The sequence below is a fragment of the Salicola sp. Rm-C-2C1-2 genome (genome assembly GCF_040196175.1).
GTDB lineage: Bacteria > Pseudomonadota > Gammaproteobacteria > Pseudomonadales > Oleiphilaceae > Halospina.
Genome location: NZ_JBEFNF010000005.1, coordinates 113,162 through 139,421 on the forward strand (window position 1 = coordinate 113,162; position 26,260 = coordinate 139,421).

The following is a 26,260-nucleotide window of genomic DNA, read 5'->3' on the forward strand; positions in this document are numbered from 1 at the left end:
AATCAGAAAAACCGCCTGAGGCACACAATGCTGAAAAAAATCGAGAAACTGCTGGTGATTGGCGCGCTGGCGCTTACCTCTGCGGGAGCCGGCGCCCTGACACTGGATAATGTCGACTTTTCCTCGCTGTCAGGCGATCGGACGGAAATTGTTCTCGGCTTTAATGGGGAGCCGCCGGAGGCGTCCGGCTACACCATTCAGGATCCGGCACGGATCACGCTGGATCTTGCCAATGTCAGCAACGGTCTCGGCCAGCGATACCACGATCTTGGCGCTGGCAACGCTCAGAGCATGACGGTTGTTGAGGCGGATGATCGAACTCGCCTGGTTTTCAACCTGACGCGCCTGGTGCCGCACGAAGTAAGTCGTGAGGGGGATCGCATGGTTGTCACCGTGGGCGCGGATGCCACTCGCAGTAGCGCAGGCGCCCCCCAGGATCAGGCCGGCGACAGCGCTGACAGCACCAGTGGCGCGCAGGATGGCTCGGACAGCGGCACCCAGGCAGTAGCCGGGGCACCGATGGCACCGGCGGCGGACGCCTCGCTGGAGGGCGTGGACTTCAACCGTACCCCGGAAGGCAAGGGCGAAGTGGTGCTTGATCTCTCCAGTTCCCGGGTTTCGGTGGATATGGATGAAAAGGGCGGCAAGATCCGGCTGGATCTTGGATCTGTTGACCTACCGCAGCGCCTCCGCCGTCGTCTCGATGTGACTGATTTTGGGACGCCAGTGGAGCGCATTGATACCTACACTGAGGATGGGCGCACTCTGGTGGAGGTCACCGCTTCCGGAACCTACGATTATGCGGCCTATCAGACGGATGACCGGTTCACGCTCAGCGTGGAGGAGCTGACCCAGGCGCAAGCCGAGCAGCGTCAGGAAGAGCGTTTTCCCTATGACGGCGAGAAACTGTCGCTGAACTTCCAGGACATTGAGGTCCGCTCTGTGCTCCAGCTGATCGCGGACTTCACCGGGCTTAACCTGGTGGCGTCGGATACCGTAGCCGGATCCATTACTTTACGGCTTGAAAATGTGCCCTGGGATCAGGCTCTGGATATTATCCTGCAGACAAAAGGGCTTGATAAGCGCCGGATGGGGAACGTCCTGCTGGTCGCGCCGGCTCAGGAGATTGCCGAGTACGAGCGCCAGGAGCTTGAGACCGAGCGCAAGATGGAAGAACTGCGGCCGGTGCGTCTTGAAACCATCCAGGTGAATTATGCCAAAGCGGGTGACATCGTTTCGCTGCTGCGTGAGGATGACGAGCTGATCTCGGATCGTGGTTTCATCTCCTCGGACGACAGGACCAATACCATCAGCGTCCGTGAAACAGCCCCCAAGTTGCAGGAAATCCGCAATCTGGTTGAGACCTGGGATCGTCCTGTGCGCCAGGTTCTGATTGAGGCGCGGATCGTTCGGGCCAACACGGATGTTTCCAGCGAGCTCGGTGTCGCATGGGGCGTCAGTGGTGATGGCGAAGCCGGAGACGGTGAGTACGCCGTGGGCGCCGGTCGGGGGAGTCTTGGATCCGACACCGGAAGCGTCAACAACTTCCCCTCAGACATGAACATCGATTTCGGCATTACCAGTAGCAGTGCCAGCTCTGCGGCCATCGGTTTCACCCGTGATGGCTTTCTGCTGGATCTTGAGCTGAGTGCGCTGGAGTCCGATGGTCAGGCGGAGATTATTTCCCAGCCGAAGGTGGTCACCGCGGATCGCCAGGAGGCCAGCATCAAGTCGGGTGAGGAAATTCCCTATCAGGAGGCGACCTCTTCCGGGGCTACCAATGTGTCCTTCAAGGAAGCTGCTCTGTCGCTGAACGTAACGCCTCAGATCACGCCGGATGACAACATCATCATGGATCTGGAGGTCAATCAGGACTCTCGTGGCCAGGTGACCGCCGGAGTTCCCAGCATCGATACCAACTCAGTGCAGACCCAGGTGCTGGTGGGCGATGGCGAAACGGTGGTGCTCGGCGGTATTTTCCAGTCGGAGGTAGCTACCAATATCCTTAAAACGCCTTTCCTGGGTGATATTCCTTACCTCGGAACGCTGTTCCGCCAGGAAGAGAAAATTGATTCGCGCAGCGAGCTCCTCATTTTCGTGACACCTCAGATCATGGAGAGCAATGTGCTCGACTGAAAGACACCACAGTGTTACAGGTCACGGAAAAGCCACCTGCGGGTGGCTTTTCTTTTGTGGTAATCTCGGTAATTGAATTGGAAAGCGGGTGCTCGGAATCTCTGCTATGGCGCTGCCGGAAAGAATCATCCTCGTTGGGCCCATGGGCGCGGGTAAGAGCACCGTGGGCCGTCAGCTCGCGCGCTCACTTGGCTACCGTTTCTACGATACGGACCGTGTATTGGAGGAGCGCACTGGCGCGGACATCCCCTGGATTTTTGACATGGAAGGGGAGGCCGGATTCCGGGACCGCGAAAGCCGGCTGATTGATGAGCTTCTCAATGAATCTGGTATTGTGCTGGCAACAGGTGGTGGCGCCGTGTTGCGGCCGGAAAACCGGCAACGGATGACAGATGGTTGCGTTATCTATCTGCGTGTTACGCCCGATCTTCAGTACGAGCGCACGCGTATGGATCGCAACCGGCCACTGCTCCAGAACCCTGACCCGCGAGGGGTGCTTGAGCGGCTGTTTGAAGAGCGTGATCCGCTCTACCGTGAAATTGCGGATTTTGCCGTGGAAGGCAGCCAGCGCGGCCCCCGTCACCTCGTACGCTATCTCTCGCGGGCTCTCGAAGAACCGGAAGGACATGTGCATGCAACCGAAGCAGGATCATCTGAACGTTGAGCTTGGAGACCGTAGCTATCCCATCGTGATCGAGGAAGGCAGTCTCGGTAGTATGGACCTCAGCCCGTGGGTGGCTGGTGAGCAGGTGCTGATTGTCTCCAACCAGACAGTAGCGCCACTCTATCTGCAACAGGTCCGCGCCAGCTTCCCGGGATGCCGGATTGACGACGTGGTGCTGCCCGACGGCGAGCGCTACAAGCGCTGGGAAACGCTCAACCGCATTTTTGACGTGCTGATTGAGAAACAGCACACACGCCGTACTACCCTGGTCGCGCTGGGTGGCGGAGTGATCGGGGATATCACCGGTTTCGCAGCCGCGACCTGGCAGCGTGGCGTGGATTTCATCCAGATTCCGACGACGCTGCTGGCCCAGGTGGATGCTTCCGTAGGGGGCAAGACTGGTATCAATCATCCCCAGGGCAAGAACATGATTGGGGCGTTTCATCAGCCGCGCATTGTGGTCGCTGATCCGCTGACGCTGGGCTCTCTTCCGCCTACGGAAATGGCGGCGGGCATGGCGGAGGCGATCAAATACGGGCTCATCCGGGATGAACATTTTCTTGCTTGGCTCGAAGAGCACATGGACCATTTGATGGCGATGCAGCCTGAGCCGCTCAGGGAAGCCATCCGCCGTTCCTGCGAATGCAAGGCGGCTATTGTGGCCGAGGACGAGCGTGAATCCGGCGTCCGCGCGCTGCTCAACCTCGGGCACACCTTCGGTCATGCCATCGAGACGCATACAGGGTACAGCGACTGGTTGCATGGTGAGGCTGTGGCCGCTGGCATGATGATGGCCACGGACCTGTCCGAACGCTTGGGGTATTTGAACTACAACGACTCGGTTCGCGTGCGTCAGCTTCTGATCCGCGCCCGCCTGCCCGTGAATCCACCGGAGGGTATGTCGCCGGTCCATTTCAGAGCCCTGATGCAGGTGGACAAGAAGAATGTCAGTGGCCGGGTCCGGCTGGTGTTGCTGCGATCACTGGGCGATGCCTTCGTCACCGAGGACTTCGACTCTGAGGCGTTTGAGGCCACCCTCAACCACTTCTGTCATCCACTGGACTGAACCATGAGTGATCAGGCGGGGCAGGGCACGTCGGATCCCTTTGCCGAAAGCCCGGGCTTCTTCTTCACCGGGGCGCAGCGCCAGCATCAGCTGGATACCCTGGCGCACCTGGTTGCTTTCGGGGATATGGTTCTCTTGCTCACTGGTGACTCAGGGGCGGGCAAAAGCCGGCTTTTGGCGGAGCTCGCGCGTAATGCTGCGCATCGCCTTTCCGTGCAGCGGCTGCGGGCGGACAGTCTCGCGGACGCCTCGGCACTCCCCGGTATGCTGTCGCGCCTCAGCGGGCAGGCGCTGGTGGGAATGGCTCCTACGGAAGCTGCCCGGGCCTTCTTTCAGTGGAGCGCCGGTCAGGCGGAGCGGGATCGGCGCTGGGTGCTGATGTTGGATGATGCGGAGGCGTTGGGGGATGATGTTCTCGCGGCTCTGGTTGATGGGTTTGCCGCCAGTGATACAGGCCAGGCCGCGGTCCCGGTACTCGCTGGATCAGGCGAATTGATCCGGCGCGCGCCTCTGACCGACCCCGCCCGAAGCGCCTGTGTCCATGAAGCTGTACTGCCACCACTGCAGGAAGAGGATGTCCGCCACTTCATCCATGCCAGCTTTGACCATGTGGGCGATGATGCAACGCCTCTGCTCACAGATAGTGCGGTCCGCCGCATACAGCAGTACAGTGGCGGCAATCTGCGCACGATAAGACGGGTTGCACCGGGAATCCTTGCTGGCAACAGGGGTCAGGAGCGAGCGTCCGGCGGGGTTCGGGCACAGCGTTTTCCGACAGGCGGGACGCGGCGTTTGCCTTGGCGGCTGTGGGGTGGTATTGCCCTGTTGGCTCTTGGTGTCAGTGTAATTCTGGTGTCGCTTCAGTATGGCGGGGAAGGCAATGGTACGGAAATGGTGAAAGACGCAGCGTCGGGGGAAGCGGCATTTGATGAGGTTGAGCGGGCCCGGGAGGTCATCGCGGAAACCGAACAGGCTGAGGCCCAGGATGGTGTAAAAGAAGGTCGTATCAAGCGTGAGCCTGAGCCGCTTCTGGATGTTTCGCCAGTGCCGGAAACGGATCCTGAGCCCGAGCCCGAGCCCGAGCCCGAGCCCGAACCCGAGACCAGCTCTACAGATAGTGCCGCTGAGGATGACGGGTTCAGCCCGCGCAGACCTGAGCGCTTCCGGGAGGCGCAGTGGTATCGCGAAGATGCTCAGGGCGCCTTTACGCTTCAACTTCTGGGTAGTTTCAACGAATCTACTGCCCTAGAATTCATGGATGACAATGATGTGGGCAACGCGGTCTATACCCGGACGCGTCATGAGGGGGAGCCGTGGTTCATTGTGGTGCGCGGGACCTATGCGGATCGGGATGCGGCCCGCGCGGCGATTGAGTCTCTGCCGGAACAGGTGAAGGCGCTTAATCCCTGGCCGCGGGCGTACGACGATCTTTAGAATTAAAATACATAAAAACCTGCCCAGTTAGCTTTTTTCGGAATCAATTATTTGAGCGGGCTCTGGCGCGCGTGTAGACTACGCTGCCTTTTTGTGAAAACCGAAGGCTTAAAGATGCCTGTGGGTATTGTTTAAGTCTTTGAATTAGAAGAATCTCTAAAGAGAAACTGCTATGATGACAGGTTTGTACCAGCCCGATGAATACAGGGATAACTGCGGGTTCGGCCTCATTGCCCAAAAGCAGGGCGAGGCCAGCCACAGGGTCCTTAACACGGCCATCGATGCGCTGACCTGCATGACCCACCGCGGTGGTATTGCTGCTGACGGCAAGACAGGAGATGGATGTGGTCTGCTTCTGAATCTCCCGGATGCCTTCCTCCGCAAGGTGGCGAAACAGGATCTGGGCGCGGACCTGGGAACGGATTACGGCGTCGGCCAGATGTTTCTCAGCCATGATCCCGGGCGCGCAGCAAGGGCACGTTCAGTGCTCGAGTCGCGCCTTGCCGGCGAGGGGTTGACGGTTGTCGGCTGGCGTACCGTGCCGACCAATACCGATTGCCTCGGGCAGATGGCACTGGATGCGTTGCCGGCTATTGAGCAGGTGTTCGTGACATCCGGTTCCGTCGATGCGGAACGACTGGGTGTGGCGCTGTTTGTTGGTCGTCGTCGTGCCGAGATTGATCTGGAGGATGATCCGGACTTCTACGTCTGCAGTCTCTCCAACCGGACACTGTCCTATAAGGGCCTGATGATGCCGGTGGATCTGCCTACCTTCTATCCGGATCTGGGCGATCCGGACATGGCCACTGCCGTGTGCGTATTCCACCAGCGTTTTTCCACCAATACCGCGCCCCGGTGGCCGTTGGCCCAACCGTTCCGCCTGCTGGCACATAATGGTGAGATCAACACCATCGAAGGCAATCGCAATTGGGCGGTTGCCCGGGGCTCCAAATTCAGCAGTCCCAATCTTCCGGATCTGGAGGAGCTCCAGCCGCTGGTGAACCGCACTGGTTCAGACTCCTCGGCCATGGATAACATGCTGGAACTGTTGCTGGCTGGCGGCATGGATATATTCAGGGCCCTGCGCATGATGGTGCCGCCGGCGTGGCAGAATGTGGACAGCATGGACGCCGGGCTGCGCGCGTTCTACGAATACAACTCCATGCACATGGAGCCCTGGGACGGGCCGGCAGGCATGGTTATGGCGGATGGCCGCTACGCCGTGTGCATGCTGGACCGTAACGGGCTGCGCCCTTCCCGCTGGGTGGAAACGGATGATGGTCTTATTACCGTGGCCTCGGAGATTGGCGTTTGGAACTATGACCCGGGGTCCGTAGTGGCCAAGGGCCGTATCGGGCCCGGTCAGCTCCTGGCCATTGATACGCAAGAAGGTGAGGTGCTGGGCACCAGTGAGGTCAACGAGCGCCTGAAGAACGCACGGCCTTACAAGCAATGGTTGCGAGAGAACGCACTCCGGGTGGAGTCGACCCTGCTGCATGAAAGCAGCCAGTCGTTTGAGCTCATGGAGGATGATGAGCTCAAGACCTATCAGAAAATGTTCATGGTCTCGTTTGAAGAGCGTGATCAGGTGCTGCGCCCCCTGGGTGAGAGCGGCCAGGAGGGGGTCGGTTCCATGGGGGATGATACGCCCATGGCGGTGCTCTCCAGCCGGGTGCGCCATATTGCGGACTACTTCCGCCAGCAGTTCGCACAGGTCACTAACCCGGCGATTGACCCTCTGCGTGAGTCCGTTGTCATGTCCCTGGAGACCTGCATCGGAGCCGAGCGCAATGTGTTCGAGGAGACAGCTGAGCACGCCAACCGGATCATTCTGTCCACACCGGTGCTGTCGCCCGCCAAGTTCGCTCGCCTGGAAGAAAACGATCGGCCCGGGTTCGGGGTGCAGCGTATCCGGCTGAGCTACCGTCCGGAGCTGGGCCTGAAGAAAGCGCTGGAAGCGGTGCGTGAAGAAGCTGCCGACGCAGTGCGCAACGGCAAGGTGCTGCTGGTGCTCAGCGACAAGGGTCTGAACAAGGGTGAACTGCCCATTAATGCCATGATGGCCACGGGGGCTGTGCATCACCATCTGGTGGCCCAGGGGCTGCGCAGTGACGCCAACCTGATCGTCGAGACCGGCTGGGCGCGGGATCCCCATCACTTTGCTGTGCTTTTCGGTTTCGGTGCCACCGCCGTTTATCCCTATCTGGCGTACCAGGTGCTCAACGATCTGGTCAGCAGCGGCGAGCTGATGATGGATCCCATCGACGCCAAGAACAATTACCGCCGCGGCATCAACAAGGGCCTGATGAAGATCCTCTCGAAGATGGGGATTTCCACCATTGTATCCTACCGTGGTGCGCAGCTGTTCGAGGCTGTTGGGCTTTCCGACGAAGTGGTGAATCTGTGCTTCGCTGGTGTCACCAGCCGCATTCAGGGCGCCACCTTTTATGACTTTCAGCAGGACCAGGAGGTGCTGGCGGACCTGGCGTGGAAATCACGCAAGCCAATACCCCCGGGCGGCTTCCTCAAGTACATGCATGGTCAGGAATATCATGCCTACAACCCGGACGTGATCCGTACCATTCAGGAAGCCGTGACGACCGGCGACTATGGGCGCTATCAGGAATACGCCGGGCTGGTGAACCACAGGCCAGTGGCAACGCTGCGTGACCTGATGGTATTCCGGAAGGACACCCAGGCAGTGGCGCTGGAAGAGGTGGAGTCAGAGGCCAACCTCTTTACCCGTTTTGATACCGCCGCCATGTCGCTGGGGGCGCTTTCACCCGAGGCTCATGAGGCCCTCGCCGTGGCCATGAACCGTCTGGGCGGGCGCTCCAACTCCGGCGAAGGGGGCGAGGATCCGGCCCGTTACGGTACGGAGAAGCGGTCCAAGATCAAACAGGTCGCCTCCGGGCGTTTCGGTGTCACCGCCGAGTACCTGCGTGAAGCGGACGTCATGCAGATCAAGGTGGCCCAGGGCGCCAAGCCCGGAGAGGGTGGCCAGTTGCCGGGCGGCAAGGTGAACGAACTGATCGCACGCCTGCGCTTCTCGGTGCCGGGTGTGACCCTGATATCGCCGCCGCCACATCACGACATCTACTCCATCGAGGACCTGGCGCAGCTGATTTTTGACCTCAAGCAGGTCAATCCGAAGGCGCTGGTGTCGGTGAAGCTGGTATCCGAGCCTGGTGTGGGTACCGTGGCAGCGGGTGTTGCCAAGGCCTATGCGGACCTGATCACCATTGCCGGCTATGATGGCGGTACTGCGGCCAGCCCGCTGACCTCTATCCATTACGCCGGATCGCCCTGGGAGCTGGGGCTGAGTGAGGCTCAGCAGGCACTGCGCGCCAATGATCTGCGCGACAAGGTGCGTCTGCAGACCGACGGTGGAATGAAAACGGGTCTGGACGTGGTCAAGGGCGCGATCCTTGGTGCTGAAAGCTTTGGCTTTGGCACGCTGCCGATGGTGGCTGTGGGCTGTAAGTATCTGCGGATCTGCCACCTCAATAACTGCGCCACGGGTGTGGCGACCCAGGACGAGCGCCTGAGGTCCGAGCACTTCCAGGGCACGGTGGACATGGTCATTAACCTGTTCCGGTTCATCGCGCAGGAGACCCGTGAATGGATGGCCATGCTGGGTGTGCGCACCTTTGATGAGCTGGTGGGCCGCACGGATCTGCTGGAGCTGCTGCCCGGCGAGACCCCGCGCCAGCACAACCTGGATCTCACACGGATCCTGGATAACAGTCATATTCCAGCGCAAAAGCCTCAGCACTGCATGGTCGAGAAGAACGAACCCTTCGACCCTGGTGAAATGGCTGAGCAGATGGTGTCTGATATGTTGCCGACCATCCAGAAGAAGCAGGGCGGCACCTTTGAGTACAGCATCACCAACTGTGACCGGTCCATTGCCGCGCGCGTAGCGGGTGAGATCGCCGCCGTGCACGGCAGTCAGGGCATGACGGATGCCCCCATCACCGTCAACCTGACCGGTTCAGCCGGGCAGAGCTTCGGTGTCTGGAATCCCGGCGGTCTGCATCTCAATCTAGAGGGAGATGCCAACGACTACGTGGGCAAGGGCATGACCGGTGGCAGCATCTGCATCCGGCCACCGGCGGCGAGCCGGTTTGAGACCCAGAAAACGGCCATCATTGGCAATACCTGCCTCTATGGGGCAACGGGTGGCAAACTGTATGCGGCTGGGGTAGCTGGTGAGCGATTTGGTGTGCGCAACTCCGGTACCCATGCCGTGGTCGAAGGCGCCGGGGATCACTGCTGTGAGTACATGACGGGTGGGCTGGTTACGGTTCTGGGCAACACCGGCCCGAACTTTGGCGCCGGCATGACTGGCGGTTTTGCCTATGTGCTTGATGAAGGCCGCACCTTTGTGGACAAGTACAACCATGAGCTGGTGGAGATCCATCGTATCTCCAGTGAGCATATGGAACCGTATCGTAACCACTTGCGCGGTGTGATCCGCGAGCACGTCGAGGCGACGGGAAGTGCCTGGGGCGAGCATATCCTTGAGAACCTGGACGAATACATCGGCGTCTTCTGGCTGGTTAAGCCCAAGGCCGCCAGCCTTAAAGGGCTACTTGAAAGTACCCGTGCCCGCCCCGAATAACGGCGGGCGTGCGCCCGGTTTTCAGGAATTCTGAGTTGAGGACGATTCATGGCTGAAACACTGAACAATAAATTCCAGTTCATCGAGGTTGGGCGCTGCGACCCCGAAAAGGTGCCAGCGACCGATCGCCGAGAGGAATTCGGCGAGATCTACAAGCCTTACCGGGAACAGGAGGCGGCCTCCCAATCCCATCGCTGCCTACACTGCGGCAACCCTTACTGTGAATGGAAATGCCCGGTTCACAACTACATTCCGAACTGGCTGCAGCTGGTCTCTGAGGGCAATATCCTCAAGGCTGCTGAACTTTGTCACGAAACCAATTCATTGCCTGAGGTCTGTGGTCGGGTCTGCCCCCAGGACCGCCTCTGTGAGGGCGCTTGCACACTCAATGACGGCTTCGGTGCCGTTACCATCGGGTCCGTGGAGAAATACATCACTGACACCGCTTTCGCTCTGGGCTGGCGGCCGGATCTTTCGAAGGTTGAGTGGACCGATTACCGGGTAGCTGTAATCGGGGCAGGACCGGCGGGCCTGTCCTGTGCGGATGTACTGGCTCGTAACGGCGTGAAGCCGGTGGTCTATGACCGTTACCCTGAAATCGGCGGTCTTCTGACCTTTGGCATCCCTGAGTTCAAGCTCGAAAAGCATGTTATGCGCACGCGCCGTGAAGTGTTCGAAGGCATGGGTATCGAGTTCCGTCTGGGTGTGGACGTGGGCACCGATGAGGCTATTGAAGACATCATAGATGCGTATGATGGCGTCTTTATGGGGATGGGCACGTATACTTACATGAAGGGCGGTTTTCCGGGCGAGGAGTTGCCCGGCGTTTATGAAGCTCTGCCGTATCTGGTTTCCAACGTGAATCGTCGGCTCGGCTTTGACAGTGAGGATGACCGTTTCATTAATATGAAAGGGCAACGCGTGGTTGTGCTCGGCGGCGGCGATACCGCCATGGATTGCAATCGCACTGCGATCCGCCAGCAGGCAGCCAGCGTCACCTGCGCCTATCGGCGTGATGAGGCGAACATGCCGGGCTCCCGTAAGGAGGTCTACAACGCCAAGGAAGAAGGTGTGCAATTCATGTTCAACCGTCAGCCCATTGCCATTATTGGTGAGGATCATGTGGAAGGTGTGAAGGTGGTGCAGACGCAGCTGGGTGACCCGGACGAGAATGGGCGCCGGCGACCGGAGGCTGTGCCGGGCAGCGAGGAAATCATTCCTGCGGATGCTGTTCTGGTGGCTTTCGGGTTTCGGCCCAGCCCCTCCGAATGGTTCGATCAGTACACGGTGGAAACCGATGATGGCGGTCGGGTGATGGCACCGGAGACAAGCCAATACCCGTACCAGACATCAAACCCCAAAATCTTTGCCGGCGGCGACATGGTACGTGGCTCGGATCTGGTCGTTACGGCTGTGGCCGAGGGACGCAAAGCCGCCGACGGCATCATGGACTATCTGGACATTTAATGAACCCACTCCATAACGACAGGCTTTTACGTGCGATCGCCGGTGAGCCTGTGGATGCAACCCCGGTCTGGATGATGCGTCAGGCCGGGCGTTATCTACCTGAATACCGACGCGTGCGCGAGCAAGCGGGCAGCTTTATGGCCCTGTGCCAGGACGACAGCATGGCCTGTGAGGTGACCCTCCAGCCGCTGGAACGCATGGACCTGGACGCGGCGATTCTGTTTTCAGATATTCTCACCATTCCGGAGGCCATGGACCTGGGGCTTCACTTCGTCACCGGTGAGGGACCGCGCTTCCAGAAGACCGTGACCACCGCCGAAGACGTGGCGGCACTGCCACAGCTGGATGCGGAGCGGGATCTGGGCTATGTAATGAAAGCGGTCGCCACCATCCGGCGTGAGCTTAACGGGCGCGTGCCCCTGATTGGATTTGCCGGCAGTCCATGGACACTGGCCACCTACATGGTGGAAGGCGGCTCCAGTAAAGATTTCCGGGGGATCAAGCGGTTGATGATGGCAAGCCCGGAGGTCCTGCATGGATTGCTGGCTAAGCTTGCGGATGCGGTGACTGACTACCTTAATGCCCAGATCCGGGCTGGCGCCCAGGTCGTCCAGATCTTTGACACCTGGGGCGGAGCGCTGAGTCCACACGCCTACCAGGCCTTCTCTCTGGATTACATGCAGCGCATCATTGATGGCCTGATCCGGGAACACGATGGTCGTCAGGTTCCGGTCATCATCTTCACCAAAAATGGCGGTCAGTGGCTCGAAACCATGGCTGGCTGCGGTGCGGATTGCCTGGGGCTGGACTGGACCACTCACATTGGCCAGGCACGCCGTCGCGTGGGTGACCAAGTGGCGCTTCAGGGTAATTTGGATCCGTCCACGCTGTACGCATCGAATGATGTGATCCGCAGTGAAGTGGCACGGATTCTGGGCGAATACGGTCCTGGCTCCGGTCATGTTTTCAATCTCGGCCACGGTGTGCATCTCGACGTGGATCCGGATAAGGCGAAAGTCATGGTCGACGCCGTGCACGAGTTCAGCGCACGCTGAATGCCACGGGGCAGCAGGGATGAGTAAACAACGCAGCAAGGCCCGCACTGCCTACGTCTGTGGCGACTGCGGCGCCGAATACAGTAAGTGGCAGGGCCAGTGCGGTGCCTGCGGCGCCTGGAATACCCTATCGGAAGTGCGTCTGGGTGGCGGCACGGCCGGTGAGGCTCGGGAAAGCCGCTTTGCCGGTTATGCCGGCCAGCGTGCATCAATCCAGTCCCTGGACGACATCGATCTCACCGAAGAGCCCCGCATCCCCACCGGCATCGCCGAGTTTGATCGCGTGCTCGGTGGCGGCCTCGTGTCCGGCTCCGCTGTCCTGCTCGGAGGTCATCCCGGGGCCGGTAAGAGCACGCTCCTGCTGCAGGTCCTGTGTGAGCTGGCGCGTTCCCAGTCCGTGTTCTATGTGACTGGGGAGGAATCCCTGCAGCAGGTGGCTTTGCGCGCTAAACGCCTGGAACTGACGGCGAGCGGCGTACGCATGCTTTCGGAAACCGGTGTGGAACGCATGCTGGAGGTGGCCAGTGAGGAAAAACCGGCGATCATGGTGGTCGACAGTATCCAGGTCATGCATGTGGCGGACGTGGAGTCTGCACCCGGTTCCGTCTCCCAGGTGCGAGAGAGCGCCGCTACGCTTACCCGTTTTGCCAAGCAGAGCGGGGTGGTGCTGTTCCTGGTGGGCCATGTAACCAAGGACGGTGGGTTGGCGGGCCCGAAGGTGCTGGAGCACATGATCGACGCCTCGCTAATGCTCGAGGGCGACAGTGACAGCCGTTACCGTACGCTGCGCGGCATCAAGAACCGTTTTGGCGCCGTGAATGAGCTGGGCGTTTTCGCTATGTTGGAGCAGGGTCTACGCGAGGTCCGAAACCCAAGCGCCATCTTCCTCAATCGGGGCTCGGAGGCGGCGCCGGGGAGCGTGGTGATGGTGGTCTGGGAAGGTACCCGCCCGCTTCTGGTTGAAATCCAGGCGCTGGTGGATGACAGTCAGGGGGGCTACCCGCGCCGGGTCGCGGTCGGGTTGGACCAGAACCGGCTGGCAATGCTGCTTGCAGTCCTGCACCGCCATGGTGGCCTGCATTGTGGTGATCAGGATGTCTTCGTCAACGTGGTCGGAGGAGTGAAAGTAGTGGAAACCACTGCCGACCTGGCGCTTCTTTCCGCTATTATCTCATCTTTCCGTGACCGGGCTCTGCCCAGAGAGCTGGTTATCTTCGGCGAAGTTGGTCTCTCCGGCGAGATCCGCCCTGTGCCCAGCGGTCAGGAGCGCATCCAGGAGGCGGCCAAGCACGGCTTCGGCAAGGCCCTGGTGCCTTCCGCTAACGTGCCCAAACGCCCGCCGGAGGGGATGGAAGTGACCGGGGTAAACCGGCTTTCTGAGGCTCTCGACGCGCTGGATGGCTTCTTTCCCCACTGACGCGGCGGTCACCAAGCGCTATGGTTACAGGGTATGGTGCATTGCAGTGACGCCAGAGCCGTCCTCTCGGGAATGCTTGCCGTTCTGGGCGGTATTGTGTTCAGCGCCGGGGTCTGGGCCCAGAGCGGGGTTGATGGCTGTGTGGTCAGCGAAGTCCAGCCTGAAGCCATAGACCTCGACAGGCCACGGGATCAGCTGGCCCGCCAGAGTGATCTGGCCATTCCCGACGGTGCCCGGATCGGTCGCATCCGCATCCTGCGCCGCCCCATCTTCGATACCAGCGACTCGGAACAGGATCATTTTCTGTACCAGACGCTGAACGCGCTCAATACGCCTACCTGGAAGTCCGCACTCCGCGCCCAGCTGGTCTTTGACCAGGGGGACGTCTATGAGCCGGGCATGATCGCTGAATCCGAACGGATCCTGCGTCAACGCGAGTATCTGACCGCTGCCTGGGTGGGGGTTACCCGTGTCTGTGGTGATGAGTTGGTGGTGAGCGTTCTGGCGCGGGATACCTGGACGTTGCTGCCCAGCTTCGGTGCCACCCGTTCCGGGGGTGAGAGCACCACCAATGCCGGTATCTCCGACCCGAACTTTCTGGGCACTGGTAAGAGCCTGGGTGTTTCCTATACCAGTGGTCCGGACCGCACTGAAACCAGCGTGGATTTTAATGATCCCAATGTCCTGGGGTCCCACTGGCAGACTGGTTTTTCCTATGACGAGCGCAGCGATGGCCGCGCTCGCAGCGTCTATCTTCAGCGTCCTTTCTACAGTGAGCGGGCGGGCTGGCGCGCCGGTATCCGGGGCCTGGATGACGTGCGCGAGGAATCCCGATTGGTGGGCGCTGAGGCCATTGCCGACTACCGCCGCAGCCGTGATTACGCCAGCATCGACTGGGGCTGGCGGCTGGCTCAGCGCGATGACCGCCAACTGCGGCTGCTCGGGGGTTACCGCTATGAGGCCTTTGGCTTTGAACGCCTATCTGATGAACCAGCCCTGGATGTGCTTCCGAAAGAGCGCACCCTTAGCTACCCTTGGGTCGGTTTTGATCTGCGCGAAAACCGGTTCCGGGAAATGGTGAACCTGACCCGGCTGCAGCGGGTGGAGGACGTTCGGGATGGGTTTGTGTGGCGCACTGAACTGGGCTACTCGTGGCCTGAACTGGGAGCTACCGAAGACCGGGTGGTTCTGAACACGGCGTTCCGCGATGCGCTGCTGGCAACTGACACCAACTACGCTCGCTACGAAATCAGCCAGAGTGGTAGCTACCGTCTGGACGAGAGCCGCTTCGAGAACCTGCAGGGGACGTTCAGCCTGGACTACTTCTACGGCGGCTCGGTACGCTGGACTAGCTGGTACACCAACCTGTCAATCACGGCGGCTCGTCATCTCACCGCGGACCAGCAGTTGCTTATCGGAGGCGAAAATGGTCTGAGGGGCTATCCCAGTGAGTACCAGCAGGGTAACCGGCGTGCGCTCTGGACCCTGGAGCGCCGCTATTTCCCGGATTGGCATCCCTTCAGGCTGTTCCGTGCGGGCGGGGTTGTGTTCACAGACATAGGGCGGGCCTGGTTTGATGACGGACGCTACAGTGGTCCGGACGAGGGGGTTCTCAAAGATGTGGGGTTCGGGATCCGGCTGGCCTCCAGCCGGATCGAGGTGCAGCGTATGCTGCATCTGGACTTCGCTTTCCCACTCGACGGGGATGACAGCATCGACCAGATGCAGGTGCTGTTAAGGGGGCGTACCCGGTTCTAGTTTGCTTCGGCCTGCTGCACAGGGGGCTCGGATGCCTTGCTGATTAGCGCCCGCATCAGTTCAGCGGTTTTCGCTGGCGCCTCAATCATGGGCAGATGGGCGATGCCGTCGATGATTTCAAGGCGGCTGTCAGCAATCGCCTTGGCCACCAACGGCGCATTGGCGGCGTCGATGATGCGGTCGTCCGAGCCCCAGAGAACCAGTGTCGGCGCCTGGATGCGGGTCAGGGTGCTGCGGAAATCCTGCTCGCGACCGGCCTCCATGTCCCTAAAAATCTTCCGGTTGATGTCGCGGTTGTCGTAGGCTTCGCGCGCCATGACAGAGCTGATCGGCCAGGGAACGAACGGTGGTTCATTCATGGCGAAGGCCACCAGATCATCGTAGTCCGAAGGATCATCCAGAATCAGCGGATTCTTGCCCCTTGCCAGCTGTTTGTCCAGCTTAGAGGGATGTGCATGGATGCCAGCGCTGTTCAGGAGTGTGAGGCTGGTGACTCGTCCCGGGTATTCGGCCGCGGCCACTGCGACAATAGCGCCGCCCATGGAATTGCCGGCCAGGTGAGCGTTGTCGATTCCGAGACGCGCCATCAGCTGCATTACGCGCTGCGCCTGGTCGCGAATGCGATAGGAAAGATCGGGTTTCTGGACGCTGTCGCCATGGCCGGGAAGATCCGGCGCGACCAAGTTGTACTCACCTTCAAGTTCCTGGCCCAGCTTGAGCCAGTTTTCTTTATTGGCGCCAAAGCCGTGAACCAGCACCAGGGTCGGCCGATCCCGGGCCAGCTCGGGTGTGCGCAGGATCTGGATCTGACCGTAATCAAAGTCCAGAGTCTGTGGTTCCAGGCCGGCGGCACTGGTTTCGTAGCTGATGGCGGCATCGTGGATGGATTGCTGGACGCCAGCGCAGCCGCCCAGGAACAGCAGCGTCAGAAGCAGGGCCAGTATCTGAAGCGTACGTATTGCCATCTGAAACTCCCATTCCCCGAGAAAGGGTACACAATAGCCGCTCGCCCAGCTGTCATCCAGCGTTTTGCGTGCGTATCATCACGGTAGTTGCCATCAAAGGCTTTTCACGCAACCGCACAAGGACATCATGATGAATCAGAACGGATACGACGTCGTTGTCTTCGGCGCCACAAGTTTCGTGGGGCGCCTCCTGTCCGAGTACCTGCTGCACACTTTTGGTGTCGGCGAGGATCTGACCTGGGCCATTGCGGGGCGGTCGGAGCAGAAGCTGGAGTCACTGCGCTCAGAACTGGGGTCCATGGCCGCGGATCTGCCTGTGATCGTGGCGGATGCCTCTGATGAGGGCGAACTGAGGGCTATGTGCGACGGCGCGCGCGTAGTGATCTCCACCGTCGGCCCCTACGCCATCCACGGTGAGCCCCTGGTCCGGGTTTGCGCCGAGAGCGGTACGGATTACTGCGATCTGACCGGTGAGGTGCAGTGGCTGCGCCAGATGATCCACAAGTATGAGGCCACGGCCCAGGACTCAGGAGCGCGCATTGTCAACTGCTGTGGTTTTGATTCCATTCCGTCCGATATGGGCGTCTGGTTCATGCAGGAACAGGCGCAGGCACGCTATGGCAAGCCGCTGACTCGCGTCAGCATGCGAGTGAAGGCGGCCAAGGGAGAACTGTCCGGTGGCACTGTGGCCAGCCTTCTCAATGTGGTGAAGGAAGCCTCCTCCAATCCGGAGCTGCGCCGGGAGCTGGCCAATCCCTACTCCATCTGCCCGCCTAATCACGGCTTCACCGCACGACAGCATACCGTGAAAAAGGCGGAATACGATCAGGACTTCCGGGCCTGGACCGCGCCGTTTGTGATGGCAGCTATCAATACCCGCGTAGTGCATCGTTCCAATGCGCTTTCCAGCAAGTCCTATGGCAGTGATTTCCGTTATGACGAGGGCGTGATGATGGGCCAGGGTCTGAAAGGGCGTGTCACCGGCTGGGGCATGACCGGCGCCATGGCCGGTTTCATGCTGGGGGCTTCGATGGCACCGACCCGGTGGCTACTGGAGCGGTTCGTGGTGCCCAAGCCCGGCCAGGGCCCGTCCCGTGATTCCCGCGAGAAAGGCTTTTTCGATCTGCGCTTCTTTGGTGAGACCGAGGACGGTGAGACGCTGCGTGGCAAGGTAACGGGCGACCGCGATCCCGGTTACGGGGCTACCTCGAAAATGCTCGGTCAGGCAGGTGTGTGTCTGGCGCGTGACGTTGACCGGGAGCAGGTGGGCGGTGGCTTCTGGACGCCGGCTACGGCCCTGAACGGGCAGCTTCTGGAACGCCTTCAGAACGCTTCCGGCATGACGTTCCAGTTGCTTGAGAACTAGCTTTCCACTTGCCTGAGCAGCTGTCCGAGTAACCCCTCCGCTGCCTCGATGGGTGCCCGCCATTCCTCATAGTTGTGGACCATGGCGGGGGCATGGGGAATGGGTGGGGCCTCGTCCGGCTCGTCATCGCTGGCTGAGTCTGAGATGAACTGGAGACGGTCCGGGTTGGCACCGTAGTGTTCCACCAGGAAATCCCTGACGTTGTCAGCGAGTGGCATCCGATAGATCTTGGCCAACCTCAGAGCGATCAGTTCCGAGGCTGGCCCCAGGTTATCCGAAAGCTCCTTGACAACGGCTGCGCCCAGCCCGGCTTTAGCATCAGCGCTGAACCCCATTTCCAGTCCTTCCAGATAAGCGCCCCGGCTGCTCTCCAGAGCGCGCTGGACACTGGGGTTATCCAGATCGATGAGCGGTCGCAGGATCAGTAGCACCCGTATCGCCAGGTGCTTGGCATGCTGGACGGACATCGGAGAGTCATGCCGGAGTACCCCCATGTTACCCGGCTCAATGCCATGGTCGTTCAGGTAGCGTACGAACTGGCTCGCAAACTCAAGTTTCTGTTCATCATTGAGCGCTGTGGTGCTTTCCCGGATGCGCAGTCCCGCGCCGGGCTGGGCCAGAAGCTCGTTTTCGAACAGACGCTCGCGCAGCAGTGTCCAGCGCTCGAGAGCGCGGACGTAACGCACGTAACGGTCCTGAAGGCGCGCCACAGCCTGACGGGTGAGCTTGGCGTAACGCAGAGCCATGCGCAGGTTGCGCACGGCACGGCGGTTGTTCTGGAGTTCATTCTGGCCGGACCAACGCAGCCGGCCCACCAGGCGTGTGAGTGCGTTACTTGTTTCCTGAAGCAGGGTATCAGTGTCGGCATCCAGAACGCTGTTATCCAGCGGGGTCAGCCCGGTCTCAATCAGGAAGTAGGCCAGCTCTCGCAGATAGAGCACGGCGGAGGCTTTTACCTGCCGGTAGGCGTTATGCCAGCGTTCCAGTTCGTCCAGCGCGCGCGCGAGTTGCCAGTCGCCCTCGTAGTCAATGGTCAGCCGGGTGATCTCACGGCCGCTGAGCAGTTCAAAGGCTAGGCCCAGTAGATCCTCCACATCCTCCAGCGTCATCAGCGATAGATCCTCCTGGTGCGCGGCGGAATAGATCTGGCTGATGAAATGATCCCCACGGGCGACGCCCTCGTCCTGGTTGGGGGCAATCCCCTGGAGACGCTCGCGCAGCAGGTCGGCGATTTCCCCGGAATAGCCCTGGAGCTGGGTCAGCCCGGCTTCGATGTGTTCCTCATAGCGGCGGTTGAGATCCCGGATACGGCTGAACATGCCCGCCCGTCGGAACACCTCGATTTCCTCGGCCAGGGTGGCGAGGGTGTTGTCATTGGTCAGGTCGTAGACGGCGACCGAGATGGTGTTCGAGCCCAGGTCGTGTTTACGCAGCAGAATGGAAGCGGCATCACGCTGGCGTTCGGGCTTGGTCAGTGTCCCCAGGTGAAGGTCCCTGGTTGTGAAAATGAGATCAGGGATCATGTCCAGGGTACGCGTGATATTGGTGCGTGCTTTGTCCTGTTTCCGGCCGCGGATGGTGGTCGCCATGATGCGGGCGACCACGCCGATGATCGCGGCGATGATCACGTAGATGGCGAAGAACAGGTAGGTCTGGAATTTGACAGGCTCGCCGTAACCCATCAGCGAGCCGCCCTGAAGTGCCAGGAAGGTGACCGGACCCGCAGTCCAAAGCAGCTGGGCCAGTGTCAGCGCCCAGGGAACCTCACGGGTGCTGGAAACCAGATCCTCAATGCGGGTACGCCCGACCCGTTCCAGGTTGATGGTGTTACCTTCATCCTCGGCCTCGCGGTTATTGCGGTCGAGGCCCTGGCGATTGAGAAGCTGGAACAAGGTGACTGTCCGGTGGTTGCGGGTACTTTCTCGATGATTCTATCACCTACAGGGTAGACGAGGGACTACAGCCAAGGCGCACGGCTGGTTTCAACCCGCCACAGAAGCTGGTCCATGAGACCGGTACCGCTCCGCCAGGGGATGAATGGAATCCGGAAGCCACCGGAGCCTAGACGGATGCCCAGATTAGCCAGGCCTGCGCGGCGTTGGAGCGGGTTCTGGAAAAGCCGCAACGTCTGTACCCGGTAGGCGTCGAAAATGGTGTAGTGACAGCCAATAAGGCCGCCGCGCAGGATAACCCGCTCCCCTTGCAGGCACCAGCCCTGGCGACACCAGTTGAGACCGATCAGTGGCGGCGCCGGAAGTAGCGCGCTCAGAATCCAGGCTGGCATGTCACTGGTGAAAACCCAGAGGGCAGCGGCTACCGTCAGGGTTGCCCAGAGCACCAGTCGGGGCAGCATGAAGCGGGCACTGACAGGCTGAAAGCGCAGTCCTTGCCAGTCCAGACCTGGGTAGAGCGTCTGGATAATTCGGGTCTGTTCTGCCGCATTAAGCGAGGGCGCCAGAAGCGCTCCGCCGGCATCGGGCTGATCCGGCAGCGAGGGACCTATGGGGTGACAGCTGAGATGGTGCCGGCAGAACAAGCGGGCGATAAAGCTCTGCGCTAGATGCAGGTGCTGTATGCGTTGGTGGCGGATGCCCTGTTCACGTTGGGTCAGCAAGCCCGAGGTGATTCGGTAGCGCTCGCCTTCGCGGAACAGCTGGTAACCCTGGTAACGGACCAGGGCCATGACGACCGAGGCAATGGCCATCACGATCAGCAGGAGCAACAGGGCCAGGGGCAACACCAGTGACTCCGGGAACCAGGCTGGCATGGCTTCAATGGCCGCATCCATGGTCTTTTCGGCCTGTTGGCTATCACTGTCGTCCATGTTCCGGGTCAGGGCGCCCATGATTGAGGCAGCAATGGCGCCGCCCCAGAGGATCGCAGGGCTGCTGATGCCATAGATGATCAGGTCGCAAGGGCGACGTCCCAGCAGTACATGGGATGCGGGCGATGTGCTCGCGGTGTCCTCCGGGCCCGAATTGTACTGGGCGTCCCCTTCATCCAGCGCCCGGTCTCTGAGCCTTTGCGCCTCCGCCAACGCAATACCCGGCAGGTGCACTTCTTCACTGGCAGATCCGGCGGATTCAATGGTCAGGCGCGCGAGTCCGAACGGTCTGAGATAGATCGGGCGTTCCAGCCTTACGTTCTGTATGCGCTCGAATGCCAGTGTCAGCTTATGGCGGGTGAATACGCCCTGCTGGACCTGAATGGCGCCATCGTGAACCCGGTAGAGGAAACGCAGCCAGCTCATGACCGCCATTGCGACACCCAGAATGACCAGTGTCAGGACGGTGGTGGCGATCATCAGTGGGGATTCGCGGGCAAACGCGAACGTGCCCGCAATAAGCCCCAGAAGCGGGCCAGGGTTGCTGCCCACCAGCTGGCGCAAAAAGACCAGACCATGGTGGATGATGGCCAGAGGCGAGACCCGGTGCCAGTCACTGCGGTACATCATCGTTTCCCTCGTCGGGCTCCGGTTCGTCCCTATCGTCAGCCTGGTTGAGCAGGTACTGGCGCAGGCGCTGCCCCAGGGGTTCTTCCAGCCCGGGAATGACCAGATCCGCCTGCTGGCCGCCTGCGCCATAACATTTGAGCGTGACCAGTCCAAACCAGCGCTCCAGCGGGCCGTTCTCGGTCTGGATATGCTGAATACGATTGCGCGGAATAACGGTGGTACTCTTCCAGAGCAGCCCTTCATGGAAGAGGACGTCCTGCTCACGGATGGCGTAGCGCTTTACCCTGGCGGCGGGGTAGCTCAGCAGGGTCGGGATCAGCAGGAGAAGCCATGCGGTGGCCACCAGCATGGTTGTAACGGGGATCAGGCCAAGGGCGCTGAGGGCGAGCCCCCCGATCCCGGCAGGTAACCAGAACCCGAGCCCGCTGAGCAGGGCCATGCGTGCATAGCTCGGCGCGAGCGTCTGCCAGTGGGCCTGTTCAATGCTGGGCAGTTGTCCTGAATCGAGATCAGCGTTGGAGAACGATGGCGGCATGGGCATCCCAGGGGACCGGGTGTGAGAGTGCAAAGTATCAGGGGCGAGCGGCTGCTGTTGCAAGCTCCGGGCCCGGACGCCTGACGAGGCCGGTGGATCGGCAGCCTTTGGCGTTAGCGTTTTATGCTGGTGCGGCGGCGCTGGTGATCTATGCTGGTATGATTAAAGGGCAATCATAAAGCGGCTTCTGTGAGAGGTGTCATGGCCGAAACGGGACCAACGCAACCCCCGACCCGGGGATCCTCGAATGACTGGGTGCGGTACCTCAGCCAGGCGGAGATGCCGGTGCTGGCGGAAACGCTCAGGGAGATCAGCCAGCTCACGGACAGTGACAGTTCCACTGTGAACCAGCTTGCGGATGTCATCCTCAAGGACGCGGACCTGACCTCCCAGGTCCTGCGGCTTTCCAATACGGTTTTCTACAACCGTTCCCGCGTAAGTGTCAGTACTGTCAGCCGGGCTATCACGCTGATTGGTTTTGATGCCGTGCGCGCCATGGCCATATCCTCGCTGGTTATTGATGCACTGCTCTCACGCAATCCCCGCACCCATCTTCTACGCTGCCTGGCCCGGTCGTTGCACGCTGCTGTCCAGGCCCGATCCCTGCTGCCCTCACGCAGCTCGGATAAAAAGGAAGAAGTTTTCGTTGCGGCGCTGTTGAGTCATATCGGTGAGTTGGCCTTCTGGGCCTGCCGTATTCCCCAGGCGGATGAACTGGATCGGAAGATGAACCAGATGGACCCGGTGGCAGCCCAGAAGGAAGTCATCGGAGCGAGTTTTGCCAGTATTACCCGCGGGCTGGCCTCTACCTGGTCACTGGGGCCGCTGGTCAAAGAGGTGGTCTCTTCCGGCAAGGCGAACTCCGCCGCATCAGCATTGGTACGCCATTCGCTAACACTGGCGGAAGCCTCCGAGCGCGGATGGCACGACCGGCAGGTGGAGCAGGTCGTGGAGAAACTGGCCGGATCTCTGAAGGAATCGAAAACGGAGTTGCAGGAAAAAATCCAGGAGAATTCCCGGGAAGCGGCGGAAGTGGCGGTTTCCTACGGCATGCCTCAGGTTACAGCGCTGCTGCCGCAGCGTGATGATGACGACGACACCGCCGGCGAAGGTCAGCTGGATTCCCATGGCGATTCCATGCTTCAGCTTCGAATCCTGCGTGAACTCTCCGAGTTGCTGGTGGATAACCCGGATCTGAATTTAGTGTTCCAGACTGTGGTGGAGGGCATGCACCGCGCCATTGGTTTGCAGCGTGTTGTGCTATTGATGCGGGATCGTAAAGGGCAGAATCTGATTACGCGCAAGGTGCTGGGAGAGGGAACGGCGCACTGGCGTGACGAGTTCATCATCGACATGCAGGGTCGTGATCTGCTGGCCAGGGCGGCTACGGCAGGTGAGTGTCTGTTCCTGTCGAATCCGGAAGACAAGCCATGGAAAAATTATGAACGTCCGGGGTTCGATCGCCACATTGGACGAAGGACAGGGCTTTTCGGGCCATTGATGGTGGGCGAGCGGGTGGTTGGTCTTTTCTATGCCGACAACAGTGATCTCTATCAGCCACCGGATCGTGAGCAGTTTCAGGCGTTCAGCCATTTTGCGCAGCAGGCGCAGCTCTGTCTTAACAACCTGTCCGAGACGTCGGGATGATGACAGAAAGGATCCGGGCTGTTGGCCTACAAAAGGTGGGGGCCCTGAGGCCCCCGAGAGGATGTGACATCCCTGTCATGCCATGACCCTTGCTAAGGTCAGATTGCCCAGATATCGGAGCCGTTGACCCCGATATTTTTATATTAAATGAAAACCAGTAACAAATGCAAACGATAATTTACTGGTTGTTGGGTTGGTCGGGTTGCTCAAGAAAAGCGTGACTCCGTTGTAAGTAAAGGGGCCCGAAGGCCCCTCGGCGTGTCATGTCACTGTTGCCGGGTAACCTGAATGCGATGGCGCTAGAAGTCCACTTCAACACCGGCCCAGTAGGTGCGCGGCATGCCGGGGCGGGCACCTGCTGGGTTCCAGGACGAGATGTATTCTTTATCCGTGGCGTTCTCGACGCTGACGATACCGCTTACCTGGTCGGTGAATGCGTAGCGACCGGAAACGTCCACCAGGAATCGTGACTCGATCGTCTTATCAGCGGGGATGGCACCACTGCCGGCTTCAGACCGGGCATCGCTGACATAGTTGCCGGTCACGTCACCGGACCAGGGGCCCGTCTCAATGCCCGCTGTCAGCGTCAGCTGGTGTTCGGGGATGTTCGGTAGTTCGTCGCCTTTCTGGGCATTGCCCCAGGAAGCGAACTCACGATCAATGTTGTTGCTGGTGAATTCCGACTCTGTGTAGGTATAGGTCACACTGAGCGGTAGGTTGACGCCGAGCTGCTGGTCTGCCCCCAGGTCATAGAGTGCTGTTGCCTCCAGCCCCTGGATCTCGACTTCGCCGCCGTTGAAAGTCTCGCCTTTCTGTACTTGCTGACTGCTGCAGCCGGAGGAAAGGCTGCATTCGGCAAGCAGGTTGTCGTAGTCGTTGTAGAACGCGATCAGCTCAGAGGAAAAGGCGCCCTGGTCGTAACGGGCACCCAGCTCGTAATTGATGCTGGTCTCCTCTTCCGCATCCGGCTTGGAGCCCGCTGGGGAGAAACCACGGTGCACACCTCCCAAAAGCGTCAGTGCATCGTTGACCTGGTAGGTCGCGCCAATGCCCGGTGTGACCACGTCGTAGCTGTTTTCCCGGCCACCGGTGACGTTGTTCCGCGCCACATCACCAAACTCGGTCCGTTCCAGATCAATGGACTCATAGCGCACGCCCGGCATTACCTGCCAGCGGCCGAAGGACATGGTGTTGAGCACGTAACCGGCAATGGCATCCGCCTCGGTCTTGCGGTTGGAGCCGGTGCGCGGGCCGCCGCTGGTGCCAGTGAACACCATGGAGCCGTTAGCCGTCATGGCGTACTCATCGTCCCACTCATGCCGGTCGATCTCGTCCTCGTGAACGCGCAGGCCCACGTCCAGGTCGTGCTGGATGGCGCCGGTGGTGAAGCGGTAGCCGAGTTCCGTCTGGATGCCCTGGCTGTAGTATTTGCGGTTGCCGGCATCCACGTTGGCAATTGGACCAGTATTGCCTGGGCCCTCGTAGGCATCGCCAGATACTGGGCTGCCCTTGAGCCAGCTCAGCAGGGCCTGATTGTCATCGGGGTTGGTAATAATCTCGTTGTGGCTCGTGCCGTTCACGTTGCCAAGCTTGTACCAGTTCCGTTCAAAGTCGTTCCGGTACAGCGTGGTGGTCAGATCGAGATCCTCCGAGAACTCGATGTAGTGGGTCAGGCTGTACTGCTCACGCTCGCTGTGGAAGCGGTCCTGGGCCGAGGCGGCATAGCGACGATAGGGATCATCCTGGAAGTCGGACAGGGTCTGGCCCATGTAGCTTTCGTTGGCGTCGCGCTCGCTCATGCCAACCTTCAGGTCTACTTGCTGGTAGTACTCGGCGCCCGGGGCGGAGTGCCAACGCAGCTTGCCCACGAATTCGCGGCGCTCAAAGCCGGTGTCCTGCTCGCTGAGGTTCTCGCTGCGCTGGCCCTGCACATCGCGCGGGGTATCCAGGTCGCGGAAGCCGTCGGAGCCGTCGGTATAGCCCTCGATCATCCAGCCCCATTGACCCTCGGAGCCACCGATATGGGCGTGATGGCGTTCCCCGCCGTCGGAGCCGAGCATCGACTGGATGCGGCCGCTGAATTCCTTGGACGGGATCGGCGTGGAGATCATGTTGAGGGCGCCGCCGTTGGTGTAGGGGCCATACTGGATGGCGCTGGAGCCCTTGCGCGCCTCGACGTTGTGCATGCGCCCAACCGGTGGGAAGTAGTAGGCGGACGGCGCCGCATAGGGGGCGGGGGCGGCCAGGATGCCGTCCTCCATCAGCGTGATCTTGCTGCTGCGCCCGGTGGCTGTGCCCCGCATGCCGATGTTGGGGAAGAGGCCGAAGCCGTCCTCCTGACGCATGTTAACACCGGGGATCTGCCTGAGTACCCGGATGGGGTCCCCGTAGTTGTGCCGATCCAGTGCTTCCTCATCAATCACATGGGCCGAGCCGGGTACATTGCTGATGCGTTCCGGGCCGCCGGTGATGGTGAGCTGATCCAGTGTGAAATCCTGCTGGGATCCGTTTTCCTGGGCCTGGGCAGCGCCCGCGGTGAGCATCGCGGCAATGGCCAGGGTGAGGGTTCTGCGTCGGGATTGGATGCGCTGCATGATTGTTCTGTCTTCCTCTGGTGGATTGGATGCGGGTCTTGCTGATGAATAAACGTAATGCGAATGATTATTGAGGGC

General features: G+C 60.4%; 16 protein-coding genes. 11 read left to right on the forward strand and 5 right to left on the reverse strand.

The features are described 5' to 3' along the window. The first annotated feature begins 27 nt into the window (after positions 1-27). The 9 genes from AAF659_RS10210 (at position 28) to AAF659_RS10250 (ending at position 15,621) form a co-directional block, all read left to right on the forward strand. Positions 28-2,136: a type IV pilus secretin PilQ gene (locus AAF659_RS10210; RefSeq protein ID WP_349751642.1), complete on the forward strand. Its 2,109-nt coding sequence runs from the start codon at positions 28-30 to the stop codon at positions 2,134-2,136. A 106-nt stretch (positions 2,137-2,242) separates the two neighbouring features. Beyond that, complete coding sequence (gene aroK / locus AAF659_RS10215) at positions 2,243-2,800, forward strand: shikimate kinase AroK (RefSeq protein ID WP_349751644.1); 558 nt, start codon at positions 2,243-2,245, stop codon at positions 2,798-2,800. Then, on the forward strand, positions 2,769-3,866 hold the full coding sequence (gene aroB, locus AAF659_RS10220; RefSeq protein ID WP_349751645.1) for a 3-dehydroquinate synthase: 1,098 nt from the start codon (positions 2,769-2,771) through the stop codon (positions 3,864-3,866). Before aroK ends, aroB begins: the two co-directional genes overlap by 32 nt. A gap of 3 nt (positions 3,867-3,869) precedes the next feature. Beyond that, positions 3,870-5,300, forward strand: coding sequence for an AAA family ATPase (locus AAF659_RS10225; RefSeq protein WP_349751646.1), 1,431 nt, complete (start codon positions 3,870-3,872; stop codon positions 5,298-5,300). A gap of 172 nt (positions 5,301-5,472) precedes the next feature. Then, complete coding sequence (gene gltB, locus AAF659_RS10230; protein ID WP_349751647.1) at positions 5,473-9,924, forward strand: glutamate synthase large subunit; 4,452 nt, start codon at positions 5,473-5,475, stop codon at positions 9,922-9,924. Positions 9,925-9,972: 48 nt separating this feature from the next. Then, positions 9,973-11,391: a glutamate synthase small subunit GltD family protein gene (locus AAF659_RS10235; RefSeq protein WP_349751648.1), complete on the forward strand. Its 1,419-nt coding sequence runs from the start codon at positions 9,973-9,975 to the stop codon at positions 11,389-11,391. Continuing rightward, positions 11,391-12,446: a uroporphyrinogen decarboxylase gene (gene hemE, locus AAF659_RS10240; protein WP_349751649.1), complete on the forward strand. Its 1,056-nt coding sequence runs from the start codon at positions 11,391-11,393 to the stop codon at positions 12,444-12,446. The genes AAF659_RS10235 and hemE overlap by 1 nt, the downstream gene beginning before the upstream one ends. A gap of 19 nt (positions 12,447-12,465) precedes the next feature. Continuing rightward, complete coding sequence (gene radA / locus AAF659_RS10245; RefSeq protein WP_349751650.1) at positions 12,466-13,863, forward strand: DNA repair protein RadA; 1,398 nt, start codon at positions 12,466-12,468, stop codon at positions 13,861-13,863. Positions 13,864-13,896: 33 nt separating this feature from the next. Beyond that, a complete protein-coding gene (locus AAF659_RS10250) occupies positions 13,897-15,621 on the forward strand; it encodes a BamA/TamA family outer membrane protein (protein WP_349751651.1) in 1,725 nt (574 codons plus the stop codon). Here AAF659_RS10250 and AAF659_RS10255 read toward each other — a convergent pair. Then, on the reverse strand, positions 15,618-16,586 hold the full coding sequence (locus AAF659_RS10255) for an alpha/beta fold hydrolase (RefSeq protein ID WP_349751652.1): 969 nt from the start codon (positions 16,584-16,586) through the stop codon (positions 15,618-15,620). The genes AAF659_RS10250 and AAF659_RS10255 overlap by 4 nt on opposite strands. A 130-nt stretch (positions 16,587-16,716) precedes the next feature. On the opposite strand from AAF659_RS10255, the gene AAF659_RS10260 reads away from it, so the two are divergent. Further along, on the forward strand, positions 16,717-17,952 hold the full coding sequence (locus AAF659_RS10260; protein WP_349751653.1) for a saccharopine dehydrogenase family protein: 1,236 nt from the start codon (positions 16,717-16,719) through the stop codon (positions 17,950-17,952). On the opposite strand, the gene AAF659_RS10265 is transcribed toward AAF659_RS10260, so the two are convergent. The 3 genes from AAF659_RS10265 to AAF659_RS10275 form a co-directional block, all read right to left on the reverse strand. Next, positions 17,949-19,844, reverse strand: a complete 1,896-nt coding sequence (locus AAF659_RS10265; protein ID WP_349751654.1) for a hypothetical protein — start codon at positions 19,842-19,844, stop codon at positions 17,949-17,951. The genes AAF659_RS10260 and AAF659_RS10265 overlap by 4 nt on opposite strands. A gap of 65 nt (positions 19,845-19,909) precedes the next feature. Next, entirely contained in the window at positions 19,910-21,406 is a 1,497-nt protein-coding gene (locus AAF659_RS10270; RefSeq protein WP_349751655.1) for a PH domain-containing protein, read from the reverse strand. After that, positions 21,390-21,941, reverse strand: coding sequence for a PH domain-containing protein (locus AAF659_RS10275; protein ID WP_349751656.1), 552 nt, complete (start codon positions 21,939-21,941; stop codon positions 21,390-21,392). Before AAF659_RS10275 ends, AAF659_RS10270 begins: the two co-directional genes overlap by 17 nt. A 201-nt stretch (positions 21,942-22,142) precedes the next feature. Between AAF659_RS10275 and AAF659_RS10280 the strand changes: the two genes are divergently transcribed. Further along, entirely contained in the window at positions 22,143-23,588 is a 1,446-nt protein-coding gene (locus AAF659_RS10280) for an HDOD domain-containing protein (protein WP_349751657.1), read from the forward strand. Positions 23,589-23,887: 299 nt separating this feature from the next. Here AAF659_RS10280 and AAF659_RS10285 read toward each other — a convergent pair whose 3' ends face one another. Next, the gene (locus tag AAF659_RS10285) at positions 23,888-26,182 is read right to left on the reverse strand and encodes a TonB-dependent receptor family protein (protein WP_349751658.1); all 2,295 of its coding nucleotides are present in this window, start codon (positions 26,180-26,182) and stop codon (positions 23,888-23,890) included. Positions 26,183-26,260: the final 78 nt, after the last annotated feature.